Raw genomic sequence first — 15,265 nt, forward strand, 5'->3', positions numbered from 1 at the left:
CGGTGGGCCGGAGCCGACGGCGGCTCCGGCCCACCGGCTTGAGTAGGCTGGCCGGCATGAAGGTCGCTCCCCGCTTCGGCTCCGGACATCGCATCCTCGTCACCGGCGGCGCCGGCTTCGTCCCGTCGCACCTGGTCGACCGGCTCATCGAGCGCGGTTGCACGGTGGTGGTGCTGGACAACTTCGTCACCGGCTCCAAGGACAACATCGGTCACCTGCTCGAGAAGCCGACCTTCACGCTGATCGAGGCGGACATCTCCGAGGGGCTGCCGACCGACCACCCGGCGATGACCGAGCGGTTCGACGCGATCCTGCACATGGCCTCGCCGGCCAGCCCCACCGACTTCGAGAAGCTGCCGGTGGAGATCCTCCGGGTCGGCTCGGTGGGCACCCTGCACCTGCTGGAGCGGGCCACCGCCGACGGCGCCCGGTTCCTGATGGCCTCCACCTCCGAGGCGTACGGGGACCCGAAGGAGCACCCGCAGCGCGAGACCTACTGGGGCAACGTCAACCCGATCGGCATCCGGAGCGTCTACGACGAGGCGAAGCGCTTCTCGGAGGCGGCCACCATGGGCTACCACCGCAGCCGGGGCACCGACACCGCGATCGTCCGGATCTTCAACACGTACGGCCCGCGGATGCGCCCGGACGACGGCCGGGCCATCCCGACCTTCATCTCCCAGGCGCTGCGCGGCGAGCCGATCACCGTGCACGGCACCGGCAACCAGACCCGGTCGATCTGCTACGTCGACGATCTGGTGCGGGGCATCCTGCTGCTGCTCGACTCGACCGAGACCGGCCCGATCAACTGCGGCACCGAGCACGAGATGTCGATGCGGCAACTGGCCGAGACGATCGTGTCGCTCACCGGAAGCACCTCCGAGGTGAGCTACATCACCCGGGCTGCCGACGATCCGGAGATGCGCCGCCCCGATCTCACCCTCGCCCGCGAACTGCTGGGATACGAGCCGACCGTGACGCCCGAAGACGGCCTGCGACGCACGATCGAGTACTTCCGCGGCCGGCTAGGGTACTGAGTTCCGCTGGGAGGAGGCTGACACCCGCCTGTGCCTCAGGGCGTTGGTGGCCCCGCCGACCTACCCTCGGTTACATGTCAGCGACCTCGTCTGCCGGCCTCCCGCTCCCCGCACCCCTGAGCCGGAGCGCGGGCCGCGCCCAGGTTCCCGGCTCCGGCCGGGGTGCCAGCGGGCGCGCCCGCGCCACCGACGCCCGCTGGTACCCCTCGTACGACGAGGAGCCGCGCTCCGGCGGGCCCGGCGGACCGACCGGCCCGGACGGTCCGGGCGGTCCGGGCGGCGGCTCCGGCGGCCCCGGCCGGCGTGGTCCCCGGCCGCGCTGGGGACGCATCGGCCTGGTGGCCGGCGTCGCGGTGCTGGTGCTGGCGCTGCTCGGCGGTGTGGGCGCCTGGCTCTACGCCCGCAACCTCGACAACGATCTGGCCCGGACCGACCCCTTCTCGCAGATCACCGGTGGGCGGCCGACCAAGCAGGTCGACGGCGCGTTGAACATCCTGCTGGTCGGCAGCGACTCGCGGGACCCGGACGCCGAGGTGGACGCCGCCGGCAAGTGGCGGGCGGACACGCTGATCGTCATGCACATCCCGGCCGACCACAAGCAGGCCTACCTGGTCTCCATCCCGCGTGACCTGTACGTGCCGATCCCGGAGAACGCCGGCGCGTCCTGCGACTCGGGTTCGCGCAACAAGATCAACGCCGCCTTCGCGTTCGGCGGCCTGCCGCTCGCCGTGAAGACCGTGGAGTGCTTCAGCGACGTCCGGATCGACCACGTGATGGCCATCGACTTCGCCGGCTTCAAGGAGGTCACCGACGCCCTGGGCGGGGTGGACCTCAAGGTGGAGCGGACCATCACCTCGATCCACAAGCCGTACCGGACGTTCACCAAGGGCGTGAACCACATGAACGGGGCCGAGGCCCTGGACTGGGTCCGCCAGCGCAAGCAGTTCCCCGACGGCGACTTCGCCCGGATGCGCCACCAGCAGGAGTTCCTCAAGGCGCTGATGGACAAGGCGGCCAGCACCGGGACATTGACCAACCCCAAGAAGCTCAACGATTTCCTCAAGGCGGTCACCGCCGCCGTCACGGTTGACCAGGGATTCTCGTTGACCGACATGGCGCTGCAGTTCCGGAGCCTGCGCGGGGAGAACCTGACCTTCGTCACCAGCCCGAACCTGGGCGGCCAGACCGTCGACGGCCAGTCGGTGGTGGTCTCCGACCGGGAGAAGGCGCTGGCCATGTACAAGGCCATCGCCGCGGACACGATGGCCGACTGGGTGAAGGCCAACCAGAAGACGGACAGCGACGGGAGCGGCGGCTGACGCCACCCCCCGCGAGGCAGCACATCCGGTCGGCGGTCAAGGCTCGTCCCGCAGTGAGCCAACCGCCGACCGGATCTTTTCAATTGGCCGTTCGGCCACAACCCCACGCCGATGGCCGAGATTGACGGGAGTAGGCACCACAGGAGGTCGCGAGAACGGGAACGAATACGTACAGTGGTCCCGCCCCCGATCCCCGAGCTGGAGCACGCATGCCGGTTCAGACCAGCCGTCGCCCTCAGTCACTGGAGCCCGGAGCACCCGGGCGGGTTCCTCCGATCATCCCGACGCAGCCCGGCCCCGGCGGCCGCGGCCCCGGCGGCGGGAAGAAGCGCACCAAGCGCAAGGACCCGCTCTGGGCCAAGCTCACCGTGATCTTCGGTGCCGTCCTGATGATGACCAGCGGCATCGCGATCGTCGGCAGCAAGGCGGTGATCGGCCAGGCGACCAGCAGCATCGACCAGGGCAACCTGCTCGGTGAGGCGGGCAAGAGCGACGCCGAGGGTGGCAACAGTCTGGACGGCCCGATCGACATGCTGCTGCTCGGCGTGGACGCCCGGCAGCGCTGGGCCGCCGACGACGTCCGCTCGGACACGATCATCATCCTGCACATCCCGGCCACCCACGACCAGGCCTACCTGATCTCCATCCCGCGGGACACCGAGGCGCAGATCCCGGCCTTCCAGAAGAGCGGCTACCGGGGCGGCACCGACAAGATCAACGCCGCGTTCTTCCACGGCGCCCAGAACGGTGGCGGCTGGGAGGGTGGAGCCCAGTTGATGGCCAAGACGATCAAGCAGATGACCGGAATCAGCTTCGACGGCGCGGCGATCATCAACTTCGGTGGCTTCAAGAAGATCATCGACGCGCTCGGCACCGTCCGGATCTGCGTGAGCCACGAGGTCCCGTCGCACCACATGTCGATGGTCGATGGCAAGCCGATGTGGAACGCCGACGCGAAGAAGACCGGCAAGCCCTACAAGCCGGTGGTGCACAAGAAGGGCTGCAAGGAGATGGAGGGCTGGGAGGCCCTCGACTACTCCCGCCAGCGCTACGGCCTGCCCAACAGCGACTACGACCGCCAGCAGAACCAGCAGCAGCTGATCAAGGCGATGGCGAAGAAGGCCACCGACAAGGGCATGATGACCAACCCGATCAAGCTGAACTCGCTGATCAAGGCGGCCGGCACGGCCTTCATCCTGGACACCAACGGCGTGCCGATCGCGGACTTCATCTTCACGCTCAAGGGCGTCAGCGGGAACGACCTGGTCACGCTGCGCACCAACGGTGGCACCTACAGCCCGAACGCCGACCACAGCAAGGAATCGCTCAACGAGCTGAGCATGGACATGTTCAAGGCGGTGAAGAACGACAAGCTCGCCGACTTCGTCGTGGCGAACCCGAACGTCCTCTCCACCCGCAAATGACCTGGTAACCGGCCGGTAGCCGCGGCGAAAGCGGCACCCGCCCGGAGCTTCCCCCCGTAGCCTGACGTGAGCGGGTCTCATGTCGCGGCTACGGGGGGAATGTCACGTCCAGGCCAGCACGGAACGCACGCGGGCGGGTTCGATCCGCCCGCTGGTCCCGGTTCCTGCTCGGCGCCGGTCTCGCCCTGCTCCTGCTCGCCACTCTCGGCGTGGCCGGGCTGCACTGGCTCACCAACCGCTACGACCGCACGGTCAGCAAGGAACAGCTGCTCGACGAGGCGGCCAGGCAGTCGCGTACCGACCTCTCGGGGCCGCTCAACTACCTGCTGATCGGCTCGGACCACCGGCCGGGCGCGAACCCCGAGGACCAGCGCTCGGACAGCATCCTGATCGTGCACGTGCCGGCCGGGCTGCGGCAGGCGTACCTGATCTCCGTGCCGCGGGACCTGCTGGTCGCCATCCCGGCGGCGCCCGGCTTCGGCGGCGGCCAGGACAAGGTCAACGCGGCGTACGAGCACGGCGGCGGGGGCGAGGCCGGCGCCCGGCTGCTCAGCGCCACGCTGACCCGGCTCACCGGGGTCCGCTTCGACGGCGCCGCGCTGGTCGACTTCTCCGGCTTCAAGCAGGTCATCGACCTGCTCGGCGGCATCCGGATGTGCGTCGACACCCCGGTCCGGTCGATCCACACGAAGACCCGGTTCGACCCCGGCTGCCAGCAGATGAACGGCGCCCGGACGCTGGACTACGTGCGGCAGCGCTACGACCTGCCCGGCGGCGACTTCGACCGGCAGCGGCACCAGCAGCAGATGCTCCGGGCGGTGCTCGACAAGGCCGGGCAGACCCACCTGCGCAGCGACCCGGTGCAGCTGGACCGGGTGCTCCGGGCGGTCGGCGGGGCGCTGACCGTGGACACCAACGGCGTACCCCTGGAGGACCTGCTCTTCGCGCTCCGCGGGCTGCCCGCGGACGCCCTGCACGGGGTCCAGATCCCCTCCTACGCGCAGACCATCGACCAGGTCTCGTACGTGGTGCTGGACAACGGCGGCGGCGGGCTCTTCGACGCGCTGCGCGGCACCCGGATGCCGGAGTGGGCCGGGGCCCATCCCCGCTGGGTCAACCGGCTCTGACCGGAGCGGCCGTCTAGGCTTGGTAGCCGTGTTCGGACCCCAGGTTCCCAGCGTGCCCGCGTCGGCCGTGCCCGACGACATCTACCTGCTCGACGTCCGCGAGGACGACGAGTGGGCCGCCGGCCATGCCCCGGCGGCCCACCACCTGCCGATGACCGAGCTGCCCGCCCGGATCGCGGAGGTGCCGGACGACCGCGAGGTGGCCGTGATCTGCCGCTCGGGCGGACGGTCCGCGCAGGTGGTCGCCTACCTGATGCGCAACGGCTGGGACCAGGTGCGCAACGTCGAGGGCGGGATGGGCGACTGGGCCGCCGCCGGCCGTCCGGTGGTCACCGACGACGGGCAGCCGGGCCGGGTCGCCTGAGGCGCGACGCGGCCATGACCGACCCCCTGGTCTTCGCGCACCGCGGCGCCTCGTACGACCTGCCGGAACACACGCTCGCCGCCTACCTGCGCGCCCTCGACGAGGGCGCCGACGGGATGGAGTGCGACGTCCGGCTGACCCGCGACGGGCACCTGGTCTGCGTCCACGACCGCCGGCTGGACCGGACCAGCAACGGTCGCGGGCTGGTCAGCGCACGCACCCTCGCCGAACTGGAGGCGCTCGACTTCGGCTCGTGGCACCCCGGCGGGGCGGCGGCCGAGGGCGACGAACCGCTCGACGAGTCGCACACCCGGCTGCTCACGCTGGAGCGGCTGCTCGACGCGGTGCTGGCCGCCGGGCGGCCGGTGCGGCTGCTGATCGAGACCAAGCACCCCTCCCGCTACCGCGGCGACGTCGAGCGCCGCCTGGTCACCATGCTGGGCCGGTACGGCCTGGCCGAGCCCGGACCGGAGGACCTGGTCCGGGTCACCGTGATGTCCTTCTCCCCGCTGGCCGTACGCCGGCTCCGCGACCTCGCCCCGGCGCTGCCCACGGTGCTGCTGCTCGAGGTGCTGCCGCGCTGGCTGCGGCTGGGCCGGCTGCCGTTCGGCACCCGGATCGCCGGACCGGGGATCGGCCTGATCCGGGCCCGCCCGCAGCTCGTTCCCGCGCTGCGGGCCGCCGGCAACCAGGTCTATGTCTGGACGGTGAACGAGCCGGCGGACCTGGAGCTGGTGCTGGCCGCGGGGGTGGACGGCGTGATCACCGACCGGCCCGCCCGGACGCTGGCCCGCCTGGGCCGGTGAGGCCGGCCGGTCCGGCCGGTGGGCGGTCGCCCGGCCGGGGGTGTCCCCGGGACGGGCGGCGGGGCACACTCGGGACATGCCGGAGCGAACCGACTTCACCGCCCTGATCGCCGGCCACACCAGCGTGATCAAGATGATCAACTCGGGCGAGTCGGGCCTGCCCGTGCTCACCCGGCTGCTCCGCGCGGTCGAGCCGGCCATCGGCGCGGCCGGCCTCGTATTCGTGGAGTTCGCCCCGGCCGGCGGCCGGGTGATCGCGGCGACCGGCAGCGCCGAGTTCGCCACCGGTCACCCGCTGCCGGCCACCGACCCGGCCACGGTCTGCCTGCTCTCCGGCCCACCGGTGCGCGAGGTCCCGGTCGACGCGATCCCCGGCGCGGCCGCCGACGAGCTGACCGCGCGCGGGCTGCGCCGGATGATCCTGGCCCGCGCCGAGATCGGCGGCCTGACGGTGGGCAGCCTGCACGCCTTCTACCCGGAGGGCGAGCCGCTGGACGCCTCCCAGCAAGCCGTGGTCGGCTACGTGGCGGCCTGCATCGCCCACATGTACGGCGACCAGACCGGCCTGCCGGTGCACGGCGACGGCCCGGTGGTGGCCGCGCTCGCCGACGGCCTGGCGGTGGTGGACCGCGACAACCGCGTCCGGCTCTGGAACCCGGCTGCCGCCCAGGTGACCGGCCGCCCGGCCGGCGAGGCGCTGAGCCGGCCGCTGCCCTTCCCGCTCCCCCCGTCCGGGCAGGTGCTCGACCACCGGCTGCCGGACGGCCGCTGGCTGCGGATCACGTCCGGCGAGCTGCCCGGACCGGGCACGCTGCGGGTGGTCACCTTCCGCGACATCACCGACCAGCAGCGGCGCGACCACGACCGGGACCTCTTCGTCGCGGTGACCAGCCACGAGCTGCGCACGCCGGTCACCGTGATCAAGGGGTACGCGGACACCCTCACCGACCACTGGGAGTCGCTCAGCGACGACGACCGGCGGCAGGCCGCCCGGATCATCGGGCAGCGCGCCAACGAACTGGCCCGGCTGGTCGACCGGCTGCTCACCGCCGCCACCGAGAACCGCCCCGGCGGCGAGCCGGCCGCCCCGTTCGACCTGGCCGACGCGCTGCGGGCGGCGGTGCCCGACCTGCCGGCGGACGTCCGGCACCGGATCGTCCTCGACCTGCCGGCCGACCTGCCCAAGGCGCTCGGCGACCGGCACAGCCTGGCCACCGTGCTCACCGAGCTGGGCACCAACGCCGGCAAGTACTCGCTGCCGGACACCCCGATCGAGGTCTGCGCCGAGGCGAACGGGCGGACCGTCTCCTTCCGGGTCGCCGACCGGGGCATCGGCATCCGGCCGGAGCACGTGGAGCGGGCGTTCGACCGGTTCTGGCAGGGGGAGTCCGGCGACCGGCGTCGCTACCCCGGCGCCGGACTGGGGCTCTATCTCGTCCGGCAGATCGTTGAACAGCAGAATGGATGGGTATCCCTCCGACCGAGAGCCGGTGGGGGTACCGTCGCAGAGGTGCGGCTGCCACGGGGGTGAACCCGGCCCGCACGGGGGTGGAAGGAACGACGGTGGCGACGGGTTCGGCCGAACGATCATGGTGCGTGGTGGTGCCCCACCACGCCACCGGCGCGCGCCTCGCCCGGCACCGGCTCGCCGACGAGCTGGCCGACGTCGTACCCCCGGTCCTGCTGGCCGACCTGGTCGCGGTCCTCGCCGAGCTGGTCGGCAACGCCGTGCGGCACGCCGACCCGCTGCCCGGGGGCGTGGTCCGGGTGGCCTGGCGGTTGCGGGCGACGGCCGGCGGGCAGACCGTGCAGCTCCGGGTGACCGACGGCGGCTCCGCCTGCGGCCCGCTGATGCGGGTCGCCACCCCGGACGCGGTCGACGGGCGCGGCCTGCACATCGTCGCCGGGCTGGCGAGCCGCTGGGGGGTCGATCGGGACGGCCTGGGCCAGAGCGTCTGGGCGGAGTTCGACCCGACCGGCGCGACCCGGCCGGACCTGGTCGTGGCCGGTTGAGCCGACCGGGCAGGCGGGTTGCGCCCACGGCCGTCCGGTCCGGCATCTAGGCTGTCTCGCCATGAGCGAGCGCAGCGAGCGAATCATCGGGCACAGCGCCATGGAGCCTCATGCGGCTGCGGAGCGGAGCGGAGCGGACGCATGAGCAAGCGTCGAAAGAGCCAGCGGGCCGCCGAAGCCACCCCGAAGCGGGAGAAGGTGCGCGACATCTTCGTGCCCCGACCGTTCGAGGGCCTGGTCGACGAGCCGGAGTGGATCGCCCTGCGCGAGCTGGTGCCCGCCGCCTCCGCGCCGCTGCGGCTGACCCCCGAGCTGGTCGAGGAGCACGGCGACCGGCCGGTCACCCTGGCCACCGTGCTGCCGATGGCCGCCCCGGCGATGACCAAGCCGGACGGGCGGGTCTTCATCGGCCTCCAGCGGCACCAGCAGTCCGGCGACGTCTCCCGGGACCTGGCCGACGCGCTGCTCTGCGCGCTGCGGACCGAGCCGGGCGGCCAGGTGAGCGTGCCCCCGCTGCCCGGGCCGGGCCCCCGCCTCCAGGACATCCTGGTGGACGGCCCGCTGGAGATCAGCATGCACGACGGGTTCGAGTTCTGGCTCGACCCGGGCGCCGCCGACGACCCGGGCGTGCAGGCGTCCCTGGAGCGGGCCAACGCGGCGATCTACCCGACCGTGAAACTGGCCGCGGCACGGGCCGCGTACTGGTGCCAGGTGCCCGAGAAGGCGCACGTGCGCTGGGTGCTGCCGGAGGACGAGGACGTGGCGCTGGACGCGCTGTCCCGGCTGAGTGTGGCCGGCACGCTGACCCTGGGCGACGACACCCGGTTCGCCGGCATGTTCCGGGCGCACGGCCGCCTCGTGCCGGTCTGGGACCTGCCCGAGGACGTCCCGGCCGCCGACTGGGAGGAGCCGGTGACCGGGTTCGCCAAGCGGTACGCCGAGGCGCTGGAGGAGAAGGAGCCGCTGGACGCCGCCGGGCGCCGGGCCCGCCAGGGCCTGCTCGGCCGCCAGCTCACCCTGCGCTGAGCCGATCTTCGCCGCCGGCCCCGGTCGTCGACCGGGGCCCGTCGCGGTTCAGAGCCGCAGCGGCTCGCGGACCAGCGGGCAGGACATGCAGCGCGGGCCGCCCCGGCCGGAGCCCAGCTCCGACCCGGCGATGGCGATCACCTCGATGCCGGCCCGTTCCAGCTGGGCGTTGGTCTCCACGTTCCGCTCGTAGCCGACGCAGAGCCGGGGGGCGAGGGCGAGGGTGTTGTTGCCGTCGTCCCACTGCTCGCGTTCCGCGGTGACCGGATCCAGCCCGGTGTCGATCACCCGGAGCTGGTCGAGGTCCATGGCGTCGGCGGCGGCCCGCAGGAACGCCGCCGGGCCGTCGACCCGCGGATCCTCGCCGTCCGTGCCGGCGATGACCGTGTACGCGGAGAGCTCGCTGGCGATGTTCGGATACATCAGCACGGCGTCGACGTCGACCATCGTGCAGACCGTGTCCAGGTGCATGGTGGCCCGCTCCTGGGCGATCGGCACCACCAGGATGGTGTGCGCCAGCCCGGCGGCGAAGACCTGTCGGGCTAGCCGCTCCGCCCCGGCCGGCGTGGTCCGCTCGCCCACGCCGACGGCGAGCACCCCCGGCGCGAGCAGCAGCACGTCACCGCCCTCCAGGTGCTCCAGCTCCGGGTGGTAGACGAACCCGGTGCCGGCGAAGCGCGGGTGGTGGCGGTAGATCGCGTCGGTCAGCGTGGTCTCCCGCCGGCGGGCCGGCATGGCCAGGCTGGTCACCCCGACCCGGTCGCCGATCCAGACCGACGAGTCGCGGGTGAAGAGCAGGTTGGGCAGCGGGTCGATGACGAAGTCGTGCCGGTCCATCAGCGTCCAGACCAGACCGCCGGGGCGGTCCGGGCCGATCCGCAGCTCCTCGTGGGCCAGCCCGGCGATGAACACGTCGGCCAGCGCGGCCGGATCGAGGTAGGTGAGATGGTCGGCGACCCGGCGGCGCAGGGTGTCGCCCAGCCGGGGCGAGCGGAGCACGAGGTCGGTCAGCTCGGCCCGCGCGTCCGGCACGGCGAGGGTCTCGGCCAGCAGGGTCGCCAGGTAGAGCACCTCCACGCCGCGGGACCGCAGGGCCGCCGCGAAGGCGTCGTGCTCCTCCTGCGCTCTGCCCACCCATGGGATAGCGTCGAAGAGCAGGGAGTCGTTGTTGCGTGGGGTGAGGCGGGCGAGTTCCGGCCCCGGTCGGTGCAGCAGCACCGTGCCGAGCCGACCGACCTCGCTGTCCACATAGTGGGTCACCCTCGCAGCGTAGGGCAGGCTTCCGCATCATCCGGGAAAAGAAGTGTGAATGAATATGGCATTCATCCGCACTCATTCCGGCGCTCCAACTTGCCGAGCACCGGGGTGCGCAACGTAGGGTAGTGGAGACATAACTTCGAGAGACCTTTTGCCGGAGGTCGCGATGACTGTCTTTCCCGCTCGCCGAGCCGTACCGACCCGGGCACTGCCGCCCGTCTCGGTGCCGCACCCCCGGGTCGAGTCCACCCCCGTGCTCGAGCCGGCCCGACCGACTCCGCTGGAGTGGGCCCGCCGCCGGCGGGCCGAGCGCGGAGCCCGCCGGTTGGAGGCGGCCGGGGCCCGGGCCCTCGGTCAGCTCGACCACCTCGGCCCGGCCTGGCACGTCATCGAGTGGCCCCGCACGGACGCCGCGGACGTGCTGCTCGACCGCACCCAGGACGAGCGGGCCGGGTTCCTCGCCATCGGGCCGAGCGGGCTCTTCGCGGTCACCATCGCCGACCACGGCCGGGCCCGGGTGCTCGTCGCGGGCGACGTCGTGCAGATCAACGGCAAACGTCCGCCCTATGTGGCCGAGGCGCGCCGCGACGCCAAGCGGGCCAGCAAGGCCCTCTCCGATGCGGTCGGCCTGCCGATCCCCGTGACCCCGGTGCTGACCTTCGTCGGCTCCGGGGTCATCAGCGTCTACGGCCTGCCCAAGGACTGCCTCATGGCCACCCACCGGGAGCTCGACCGCCTGCTCGTGGCGGGCGGCAACCGGATCAGTCCGGCCACCGCCGAGAAGCTCTCCCGGGTCGCCCAGGCCCCGTCGACGTGGCTCAACGGCACGTACCGTCCAGCGGCCGACTACCGGTGGTACGACGAGGGCCGAACGGCCGCTGACAAGCGGGCCGCCCGCCGGTAACGTCTCCGGCGACGCCACGCGGTCCGCGGCTCCGCCCCGGTGGTTCCGCCGGCCCGCGCCGTCGCCGGCCACCTGACGCCGGGCACCCGTCGCCACCGACACCCGCCCCCGCCGAGCCCCGGAGCCCCCGAGCGACTCTGGCGGCCGGAGTCGCGGCGCGGTCGGGCGGTCGCCGCGACGACCGGCTAGCGTGGACAGACCGTCGGTGTACATAGGAGGCGCGGTGGCCCACGTCGAACTCTCGATCTCGGAAGTGTTCGTGCCCGCGGGCGGGACACCGACCGAGCAGGAGTCCGACAACTTCGGGCAATGGTCCGGCACGGTCTCCCGGGCCGCCGAACCGTGCCTGCTGATCGACGCCGACACCACCGTGGTGGCGATCTCCTCGGCCGGCTGCGACCTGCTCGGCCTCGGCGCCCCGGAAGACGTGATCGGCCGGCCGCTGCTGGAGGGCGGCCTTCGCCTGGTCGACTTCACCGCCAGCCCGAGCGAGCTGACCGAGCAGGAGACCGACAAGATCCCGCCGCTGCTCGCGCTGCTCTCCGGCCGGCTGGCCCGCGGGCTGCTCCGGGTCCAGGGTCCCGGCGCCGACGCCGGCACGACGGTCGACGCGATCTCCACGCCGGTGCTCACCGACGGCGAGGTGGCCGGCTCGCTCACCTTCTTTTCGGCGGTCTGACCTGCGACGACGTGTGGCAATCGCCGCACCGGCGGTGCTGGGGCACCGCCGCGTCGAGGCCGTAGGGTGCCCTCATGCTCGATGTCGCTCTGTTGCCGGGCGAGTACGCGATGTGCCGCCTGCCGGCCGGCGCCGTGGTGCCCCCACAGGTCTGGGGTGCGCTGGCCGGCGGCGACGTGGTGACGGTGAGCTGGACCGCCGACGGCGTCTCGCTGATCTGCCCCGCCGAGCGGGCGCCCGCCGGAGCGGACCTGGAGACCGAGTGGCGCTGCCTGCGGCTGGTCGGCCCGCTGGACGCGGCGGTCACCGGCACCCTCGCCGCGCTGGTCGACCCGCTCGCCCGGGCCCGGGTCAACGTCGTGGCCTTCTCCACGTACGACACCGACCACGTGCTGGTGCCCGCCGTACGGCTGGCCGACGCGACGAGCGCGTTGGAGCGGGCCGGGCACCGGGTACACAAGTGACCTTCACCCGATCGGGTGATCCTCCTACGATGGGCTCGGCCGACCGGCCATGACGACGTCCGTCGATGCCGAGGATCGCACCGTGCCCTGCACCCCACCCCGCCCCGCCCGCCGGCACCTCGCGGTGGCGCTGGCCGCCCTGCTCGCCCTCGCCGGCTGCGGCGCACCGCCCGAGCTGGGCGCCCCGACCGCGTCGGTCACCACCGCCCCGACCGCCTCCGCCACCCCCACGGCCAGCGCGACGCCGGCCGCGCCGGTCACCCCGACCGGCCCGGCACACACGGCGCCGGCCCCGGATCCGACCGCCACCCCCTGCCGGTCCGGCCCGTCCGGCGACCGGGTGGTCGCCCTGCTGCGCGGCCCGGCCCGGGTGCTGCCCCGGGACGTCCGGGTCACGGTGCGGATCGGGCCGCTCTGCGCCGAGGGCTGGCAGTACACCGTGCTGGCGGTGAGCGGGCACGAGGAGCTCCAGGTGGTCACCCGGGGCCGGCCCACCGCGCTGGAACTGGTCACCGCCGGCACGGACGTGTGCGGCGTGGAGGTACGCGCCGCCGGCCCGTCCGGCATCCGAACCCTGGCCTGCGACGGCACCCCGGGTGCGTAGTCTGGTCGGCATGCCGGGAACACCGCCGACCCGCTTCGTCTACCTGGGTCCCGAGGGCACCTTCGCCGAGCAGGCGCTGCGCACCGTCCCCGCCGCCGAGCGGGGTGACCGGACGCCGGCGCGCAGCGTGGGCGAGGCGCTGGACGCCGTACGGGCCGGGGAGGCGGACGCGGCGCTGGTGCCGCTGGAGAACTCCATCGGCGGCGCGGTCGGGGTGACCCTGGACGAGCTGGCCGAGGGGGAGCCGCTGGTGATCACCCGCGAGGTGATCCTGCCGGTCGAGTTCGTGCTCGCCAGCCGCCCCGGGGTCACGCTGGCCCAGGTGCGCGGCGTGGCGGCCCACCCGCAGGCGTCCACCCAGTGCCGGGGCTGGCTCCGGGACCACCTGCCCGACGCCACCGTGGTCGACGTGCTCTCCAACGGCGCCGCCGCGGCGGGCGCGGCGAGCGGCGAGTACGACGCCGCCATCTGCGCCCCGATCGGCGCCATCCGGCACCGGCTGACCGTGCTCGCCGACAAGATCGCCGACCATCCGGACGCGGTGACCCGGTTCGCGCTGGTCTCCCGCCCCGGCCCGCCCCCGCCGCCGACCGGCGACGACGTGACCTCGCTGGCGGTCTACATCGCGCACGACCGGGTCGGCGCGCTGCTGTCGGTGCTCACGGAGCTGGCCACCCGCGGGGTGAACCTGACCCGCATCGAGTCCCGCCCGACCGGCGAGGCGCTCGGGCGGTACGTCTTCTTCCTCGACTGCACCGGGCACGTCGCCGACGTCCGCCTCGGCGAGGCGTTGCAGGGGCTGCGCCGGGTCTGCGCGGACGTGCGCTTTCTCGGGTCGTACCCCCGGCACCGCTGGAACCCGGCGGCGAGCGACCGGCCGGTCCCCGCTCCGGCCGGCCTCTCCGACACCGACTACGCGGACGCGGCGGCCTGGCTGTCCCGGCTCCGCGCCGGCGAGCTGAACTGACGGTGCCGGGGCATCCGGACTGGGCCGCCCGCGCACCGGGCGGTCACTGCAGCAGGCCGCCGAGCAGGCCGCCCTGCTGCTGCTGGGCGCCGCTGCCCTGCACCGGGGGCTCCTCCGACGGCTGGACCACGACGAAGCCCTGGCCGGCGAAGCTCATCGTGAACGCCTCGCCGGTGCTGCGGCCGAGCAGCGTGCCCAGGCCGAGCTGCTCGGCCCGGTGGTAGCCGGTCTGGAGGTTGGCCGACCAGCAGACCGCGGCCTGCGGGTCGACGTAGGTGGGCTGGTCGACGTTGAGCACGACCGGGGTGCCCTTGGTGGTGATGGCGATCCGGCCGTGGCCGGTGAAGACGCAGTTGAACAGGCCGGACGAGGACGCCATCCCGGCGCCGCCGACCATCTTGATGTCGTACTGGAGGGTGGAGTCGAAGGCCAGCACGCTGGAGCCGTTGATGGACAGGGCGTCGCCGGGCTCCAGGTCGATGATGTGCACGTCCTTGGCCAACTCGGCGAGGAAGACGTCGCCCCGCCCGGAGAGCTTCATCAGCGGCACGCCCTCACCGGTGAGCCGCTGCTTGATGAACTTGCCGATGCCGCCGGAGCCCAGAGCCTGGAACTGCACCTGACCCTGGTACGCGACCATGGACCCGACCCGGGCCATCGCCTCGCCGTTCAGCTCGATCTTCAGCATCTTGGAGTTCTGCAGCCGCATGCCCGGCTGCTGGGACTCCTTCTCAAGGTTCTCCGCGGAGAACAGCGCGCTGCGCATGGGTTTCCTCCTGCATCGGGGTGTGCCTGCACCGGAGGTTAGGGGACCCGCGCAACAGCGGGGATCGGCCGAGCGGGGCGCAGCGCGGGCCCGGTCAGCCCCAGCCGAGGGCGTGCAAGCGGTCGTCGTCGATGCCGAAGTGGTGGGCGATCTCGTGCACCACGGTCACCGCCACCTCGTCCACGACGTCCTCCTCGGTGTCGCAGATCGCCAGGATGGGGTTGCGGAAGATGAGGATGCGGTCGGGCAGCACGCCGGCGTAGTCCCAGCCCCGCGAGGTGAGCGCGTACCCCTCGTAGATCCCGAGCAGGTCCTCGCCCGGCGGTGGGTCGTCCTCGACCAGGATGACCACGTTGCTCATCAGCCCGAGCAGCTCCTCGGGCACCTCGTCGAGCGCCTCGCCGACGAGCTCCTCGAACCGCTCCCGGCTCATCTGCACGGCCACGCGGCCCGGTCACCCCTTCACGATCGGCACGCGGCACGGCAAGGGCGCCCGGTAGGGGCACCC

17 protein-coding genes are annotated in these 15,265 nt (G+C 73.0%); 14 read left to right on the top strand and 3 right to left on the bottom strand.

Annotated features, from left to right (window positions below):
- Nucleotides 1–56 precede the first annotated feature (56 nt).
- The 9 genes from ABZV78_RS08800 to ABZV78_RS08840 all read left to right on the top strand — a co-directional run bounded on the left by ABZV78_RS08800 (nucleotide 57) and on the right by ABZV78_RS08840 (nucleotide 9,116).
- The gene (locus tag ABZV78_RS08800) at nucleotides 57–1,037 is read left to right on the top strand and encodes a UDP-glucuronic acid decarboxylase family protein (RefSeq protein ID WP_355636721.1); all 981 of its coding nucleotides are present in this window, start codon (nucleotides 57–59) and stop codon (nucleotides 1,035–1,037) included.
- Between the two features lie 74 nt (nucleotides 1,038–1,111).
- Nucleotides 1,112–2,356 (top strand): LCP family protein, encoded by a 1,245-nt coding sequence (locus tag ABZV78_RS08805; RefSeq protein WP_355636724.1) that lies wholly within the window; start codon nucleotides 1,112–1,114, stop codon nucleotides 2,354–2,356.
- A 209-nt stretch (nucleotides 2,357–2,565) separates the two neighbouring features.
- Entirely contained in the window at nucleotides 2,566–3,780 is a 1,215-nt protein-coding gene (locus tag ABZV78_RS08810) for an LCP family protein (protein ID WP_355636726.1), read from the top strand.
- Between the two features lie 209 nt (nucleotides 3,781–3,989).
- Complete coding sequence (locus tag ABZV78_RS08815; protein ID WP_355636728.1) at nucleotides 3,990–4,907, top strand: LCP family protein; 918 nt, start codon at nucleotides 3,990–3,992, stop codon at nucleotides 4,905–4,907.
- 28 nt (nucleotides 4,908–4,935) lie between these two features.
- Entirely contained in the window at nucleotides 4,936–5,271 is a 336-nt protein-coding gene (locus ABZV78_RS08820) for a rhodanese-like domain-containing protein (protein ID WP_355636730.1), read from the top strand.
- 14 nt (nucleotides 5,272–5,285) lie between these two features.
- Nucleotides 5,286–6,077 (top strand): glycerophosphodiester phosphodiesterase family protein, encoded by a 792-nt coding sequence (locus ABZV78_RS08825; protein ID WP_355636732.1) that lies wholly within the window; start codon nucleotides 5,286–5,288, stop codon nucleotides 6,075–6,077.
- 76 nt (nucleotides 6,078–6,153) lie between these two features.
- Nucleotides 6,154–7,608: an ATP-binding protein gene (locus tag ABZV78_RS08830; RefSeq protein ID WP_355636734.1), complete on the top strand. Its 1,455-nt coding sequence runs from the start codon at nucleotides 6,154–6,156 to the stop codon at nucleotides 7,606–7,608.
- 65 nt (nucleotides 7,609–7,673) lie between these two features.
- Nucleotides 7,674–8,090, top strand: a complete 417-nt coding sequence (locus tag ABZV78_RS08835; protein ID WP_355636807.1) for an ATP-binding protein — start codon at nucleotides 7,674–7,676, stop codon at nucleotides 8,088–8,090.
- A gap of 141 nt (nucleotides 8,091–8,231) precedes the next feature.
- A complete protein-coding gene (locus tag ABZV78_RS08840) occupies nucleotides 8,232–9,116 on the top strand; it encodes a DUF5926 family protein (RefSeq protein WP_355636736.1) in 885 nt (294 codons plus the stop codon).
- 48 nt (nucleotides 9,117–9,164) lie between these two features.
- On the opposite strand, the gene ABZV78_RS08845 is transcribed toward ABZV78_RS08840, so the two are convergent.
- Complete coding sequence (locus tag ABZV78_RS08845; protein WP_355636738.1) at nucleotides 9,165–10,376, bottom strand: arginine deiminase; 1,212 nt, start codon at nucleotides 10,374–10,376, stop codon at nucleotides 9,165–9,167.
- 163 nt (nucleotides 10,377–10,539) lie between these two features.
- On the opposite strand from ABZV78_RS08845, the gene ABZV78_RS08850 reads away from it, so the two are divergent.
- From ABZV78_RS08850 to pheA, 5 genes are all read left to right on the top strand, one after another.
- On the top strand, nucleotides 10,540–11,277 hold the full coding sequence (locus ABZV78_RS08850; RefSeq protein WP_355636740.1) for a hypothetical protein: 738 nt from the start codon (nucleotides 10,540–10,542) through the stop codon (nucleotides 11,275–11,277).
- Between the two features lie 223 nt (nucleotides 11,278–11,500).
- Nucleotides 11,501–11,956, top strand: a complete 456-nt coding sequence (locus tag ABZV78_RS08855) for a PAS domain-containing protein (protein WP_355636742.1) — start codon at nucleotides 11,501–11,503, stop codon at nucleotides 11,954–11,956.
- A gap of 74 nt (nucleotides 11,957–12,030) precedes the next feature.
- Nucleotides 12,031–12,420: an ACT domain-containing protein gene (locus ABZV78_RS08860; protein ID WP_355636744.1), complete on the top strand. Its 390-nt coding sequence runs from the start codon at nucleotides 12,031–12,033 to the stop codon at nucleotides 12,418–12,420.
- 49 nt (nucleotides 12,421–12,469) lie between these two features.
- Entirely contained in the window at nucleotides 12,470–13,024 is a 555-nt protein-coding gene (locus tag ABZV78_RS08865) for a hypothetical protein (RefSeq protein WP_355636746.1), read from the top strand.
- Between the two features lie 10 nt (nucleotides 13,025–13,034).
- A complete protein-coding gene (gene pheA / locus ABZV78_RS08870) occupies nucleotides 13,035–13,991 on the top strand; it encodes a prephenate dehydratase (protein WP_355636747.1) in 957 nt (318 codons plus the stop codon).
- Nucleotides 13,992–14,034: 43 nt separating this feature from the next.
- On the opposite strand, the gene ABZV78_RS08875 is transcribed toward pheA, so the two are convergent.
- Both ABZV78_RS08875 and ABZV78_RS08880 read right to left on the bottom strand, forming a co-directional pair.
- Nucleotides 14,035–14,757, bottom strand: coding sequence for an AIM24 family protein (locus ABZV78_RS08875; RefSeq protein ID WP_089011966.1), 723 nt, complete (start codon nucleotides 14,755–14,757; stop codon nucleotides 14,035–14,037).
- Nucleotides 14,758–14,851: 94 nt separating this feature from the next.
- Nucleotides 14,852–15,196 carry a metallopeptidase family protein gene (locus ABZV78_RS08880; RefSeq protein WP_355636809.1) on the bottom strand — a complete coding sequence of 115 codons (345 nt, stop codon included), beginning with the start codon at nucleotides 15,194–15,196 and terminating at the stop codon, nucleotides 14,852–14,854.
- Between the last annotated feature and the right edge of the window lie 69 nt (nucleotides 15,197–15,265).

This window comes from Micromonospora sp. NPDC004540, from assembly GCF_040610095.1.
Classification (GTDB): Bacteria; Actinomycetota; Actinomycetes; order Mycobacteriales; family Micromonosporaceae; genus Micromonospora.

Coding starts and splice junctions, on each gene's coding strand:
- ABZV78_RS08800 (WP_355636721.1), top strand. CDS start 57: ATGAAGGTCGCTCCCCGCTTCGGCTCCGGACATCGCATCCTCGTCACC.
- pheA (WP_355636747.1), top strand. CDS start 13,035: ATGCCGGGAACACCGCCGACCCGCTTCGTCTACCTGGGTCCCGAGGGC.
- ABZV78_RS08875 (WP_089011966.1), bottom strand. CDS start 14,757: ATGCGCAGCGCGCTGTTCTCCGCGGAGAACCTTGAGAAGGAGTCCCAG.
- ABZV78_RS08850 (WP_355636740.1), top strand. CDS start 10,540: ATGACTGTCTTTCCCGCTCGCCGAGCCGTACCGACCCGGGCACTGCCG.
- ABZV78_RS08860 (WP_355636744.1), top strand. CDS start 12,031: ATGCTCGATGTCGCTCTGTTGCCGGGCGAGTACGCGATGTGCCGCCTG.
- ABZV78_RS08830 (WP_355636734.1), top strand. CDS start 6,154: ATGCCGGAGCGAACCGACTTCACCGCCCTGATCGCCGGCCACACCAGC.
- ABZV78_RS08810 (WP_355636726.1), top strand. CDS start 2,566: ATGCCGGTTCAGACCAGCCGTCGCCCTCAGTCACTGGAGCCCGGAGCA.
- ABZV78_RS08805 (WP_355636724.1), top strand. CDS start 1,112: ATGTCAGCGACCTCGTCTGCCGGCCTCCCGCTCCCCGCACCCCTGAGC.
- ABZV78_RS08825 (WP_355636732.1), top strand. CDS start 5,286: ATGACCGACCCCCTGGTCTTCGCGCACCGCGGCGCCTCGTACGACCTG.
- ABZV78_RS08865 (WP_355636746.1), top strand. CDS start 12,470: ATGACGACGTCCGTCGATGCCGAGGATCGCACCGTGCCCTGCACCCCA.
- ABZV78_RS08840 (WP_355636736.1), top strand. CDS start 8,232: ATGAGCAAGCGTCGAAAGAGCCAGCGGGCCGCCGAAGCCACCCCGAAG.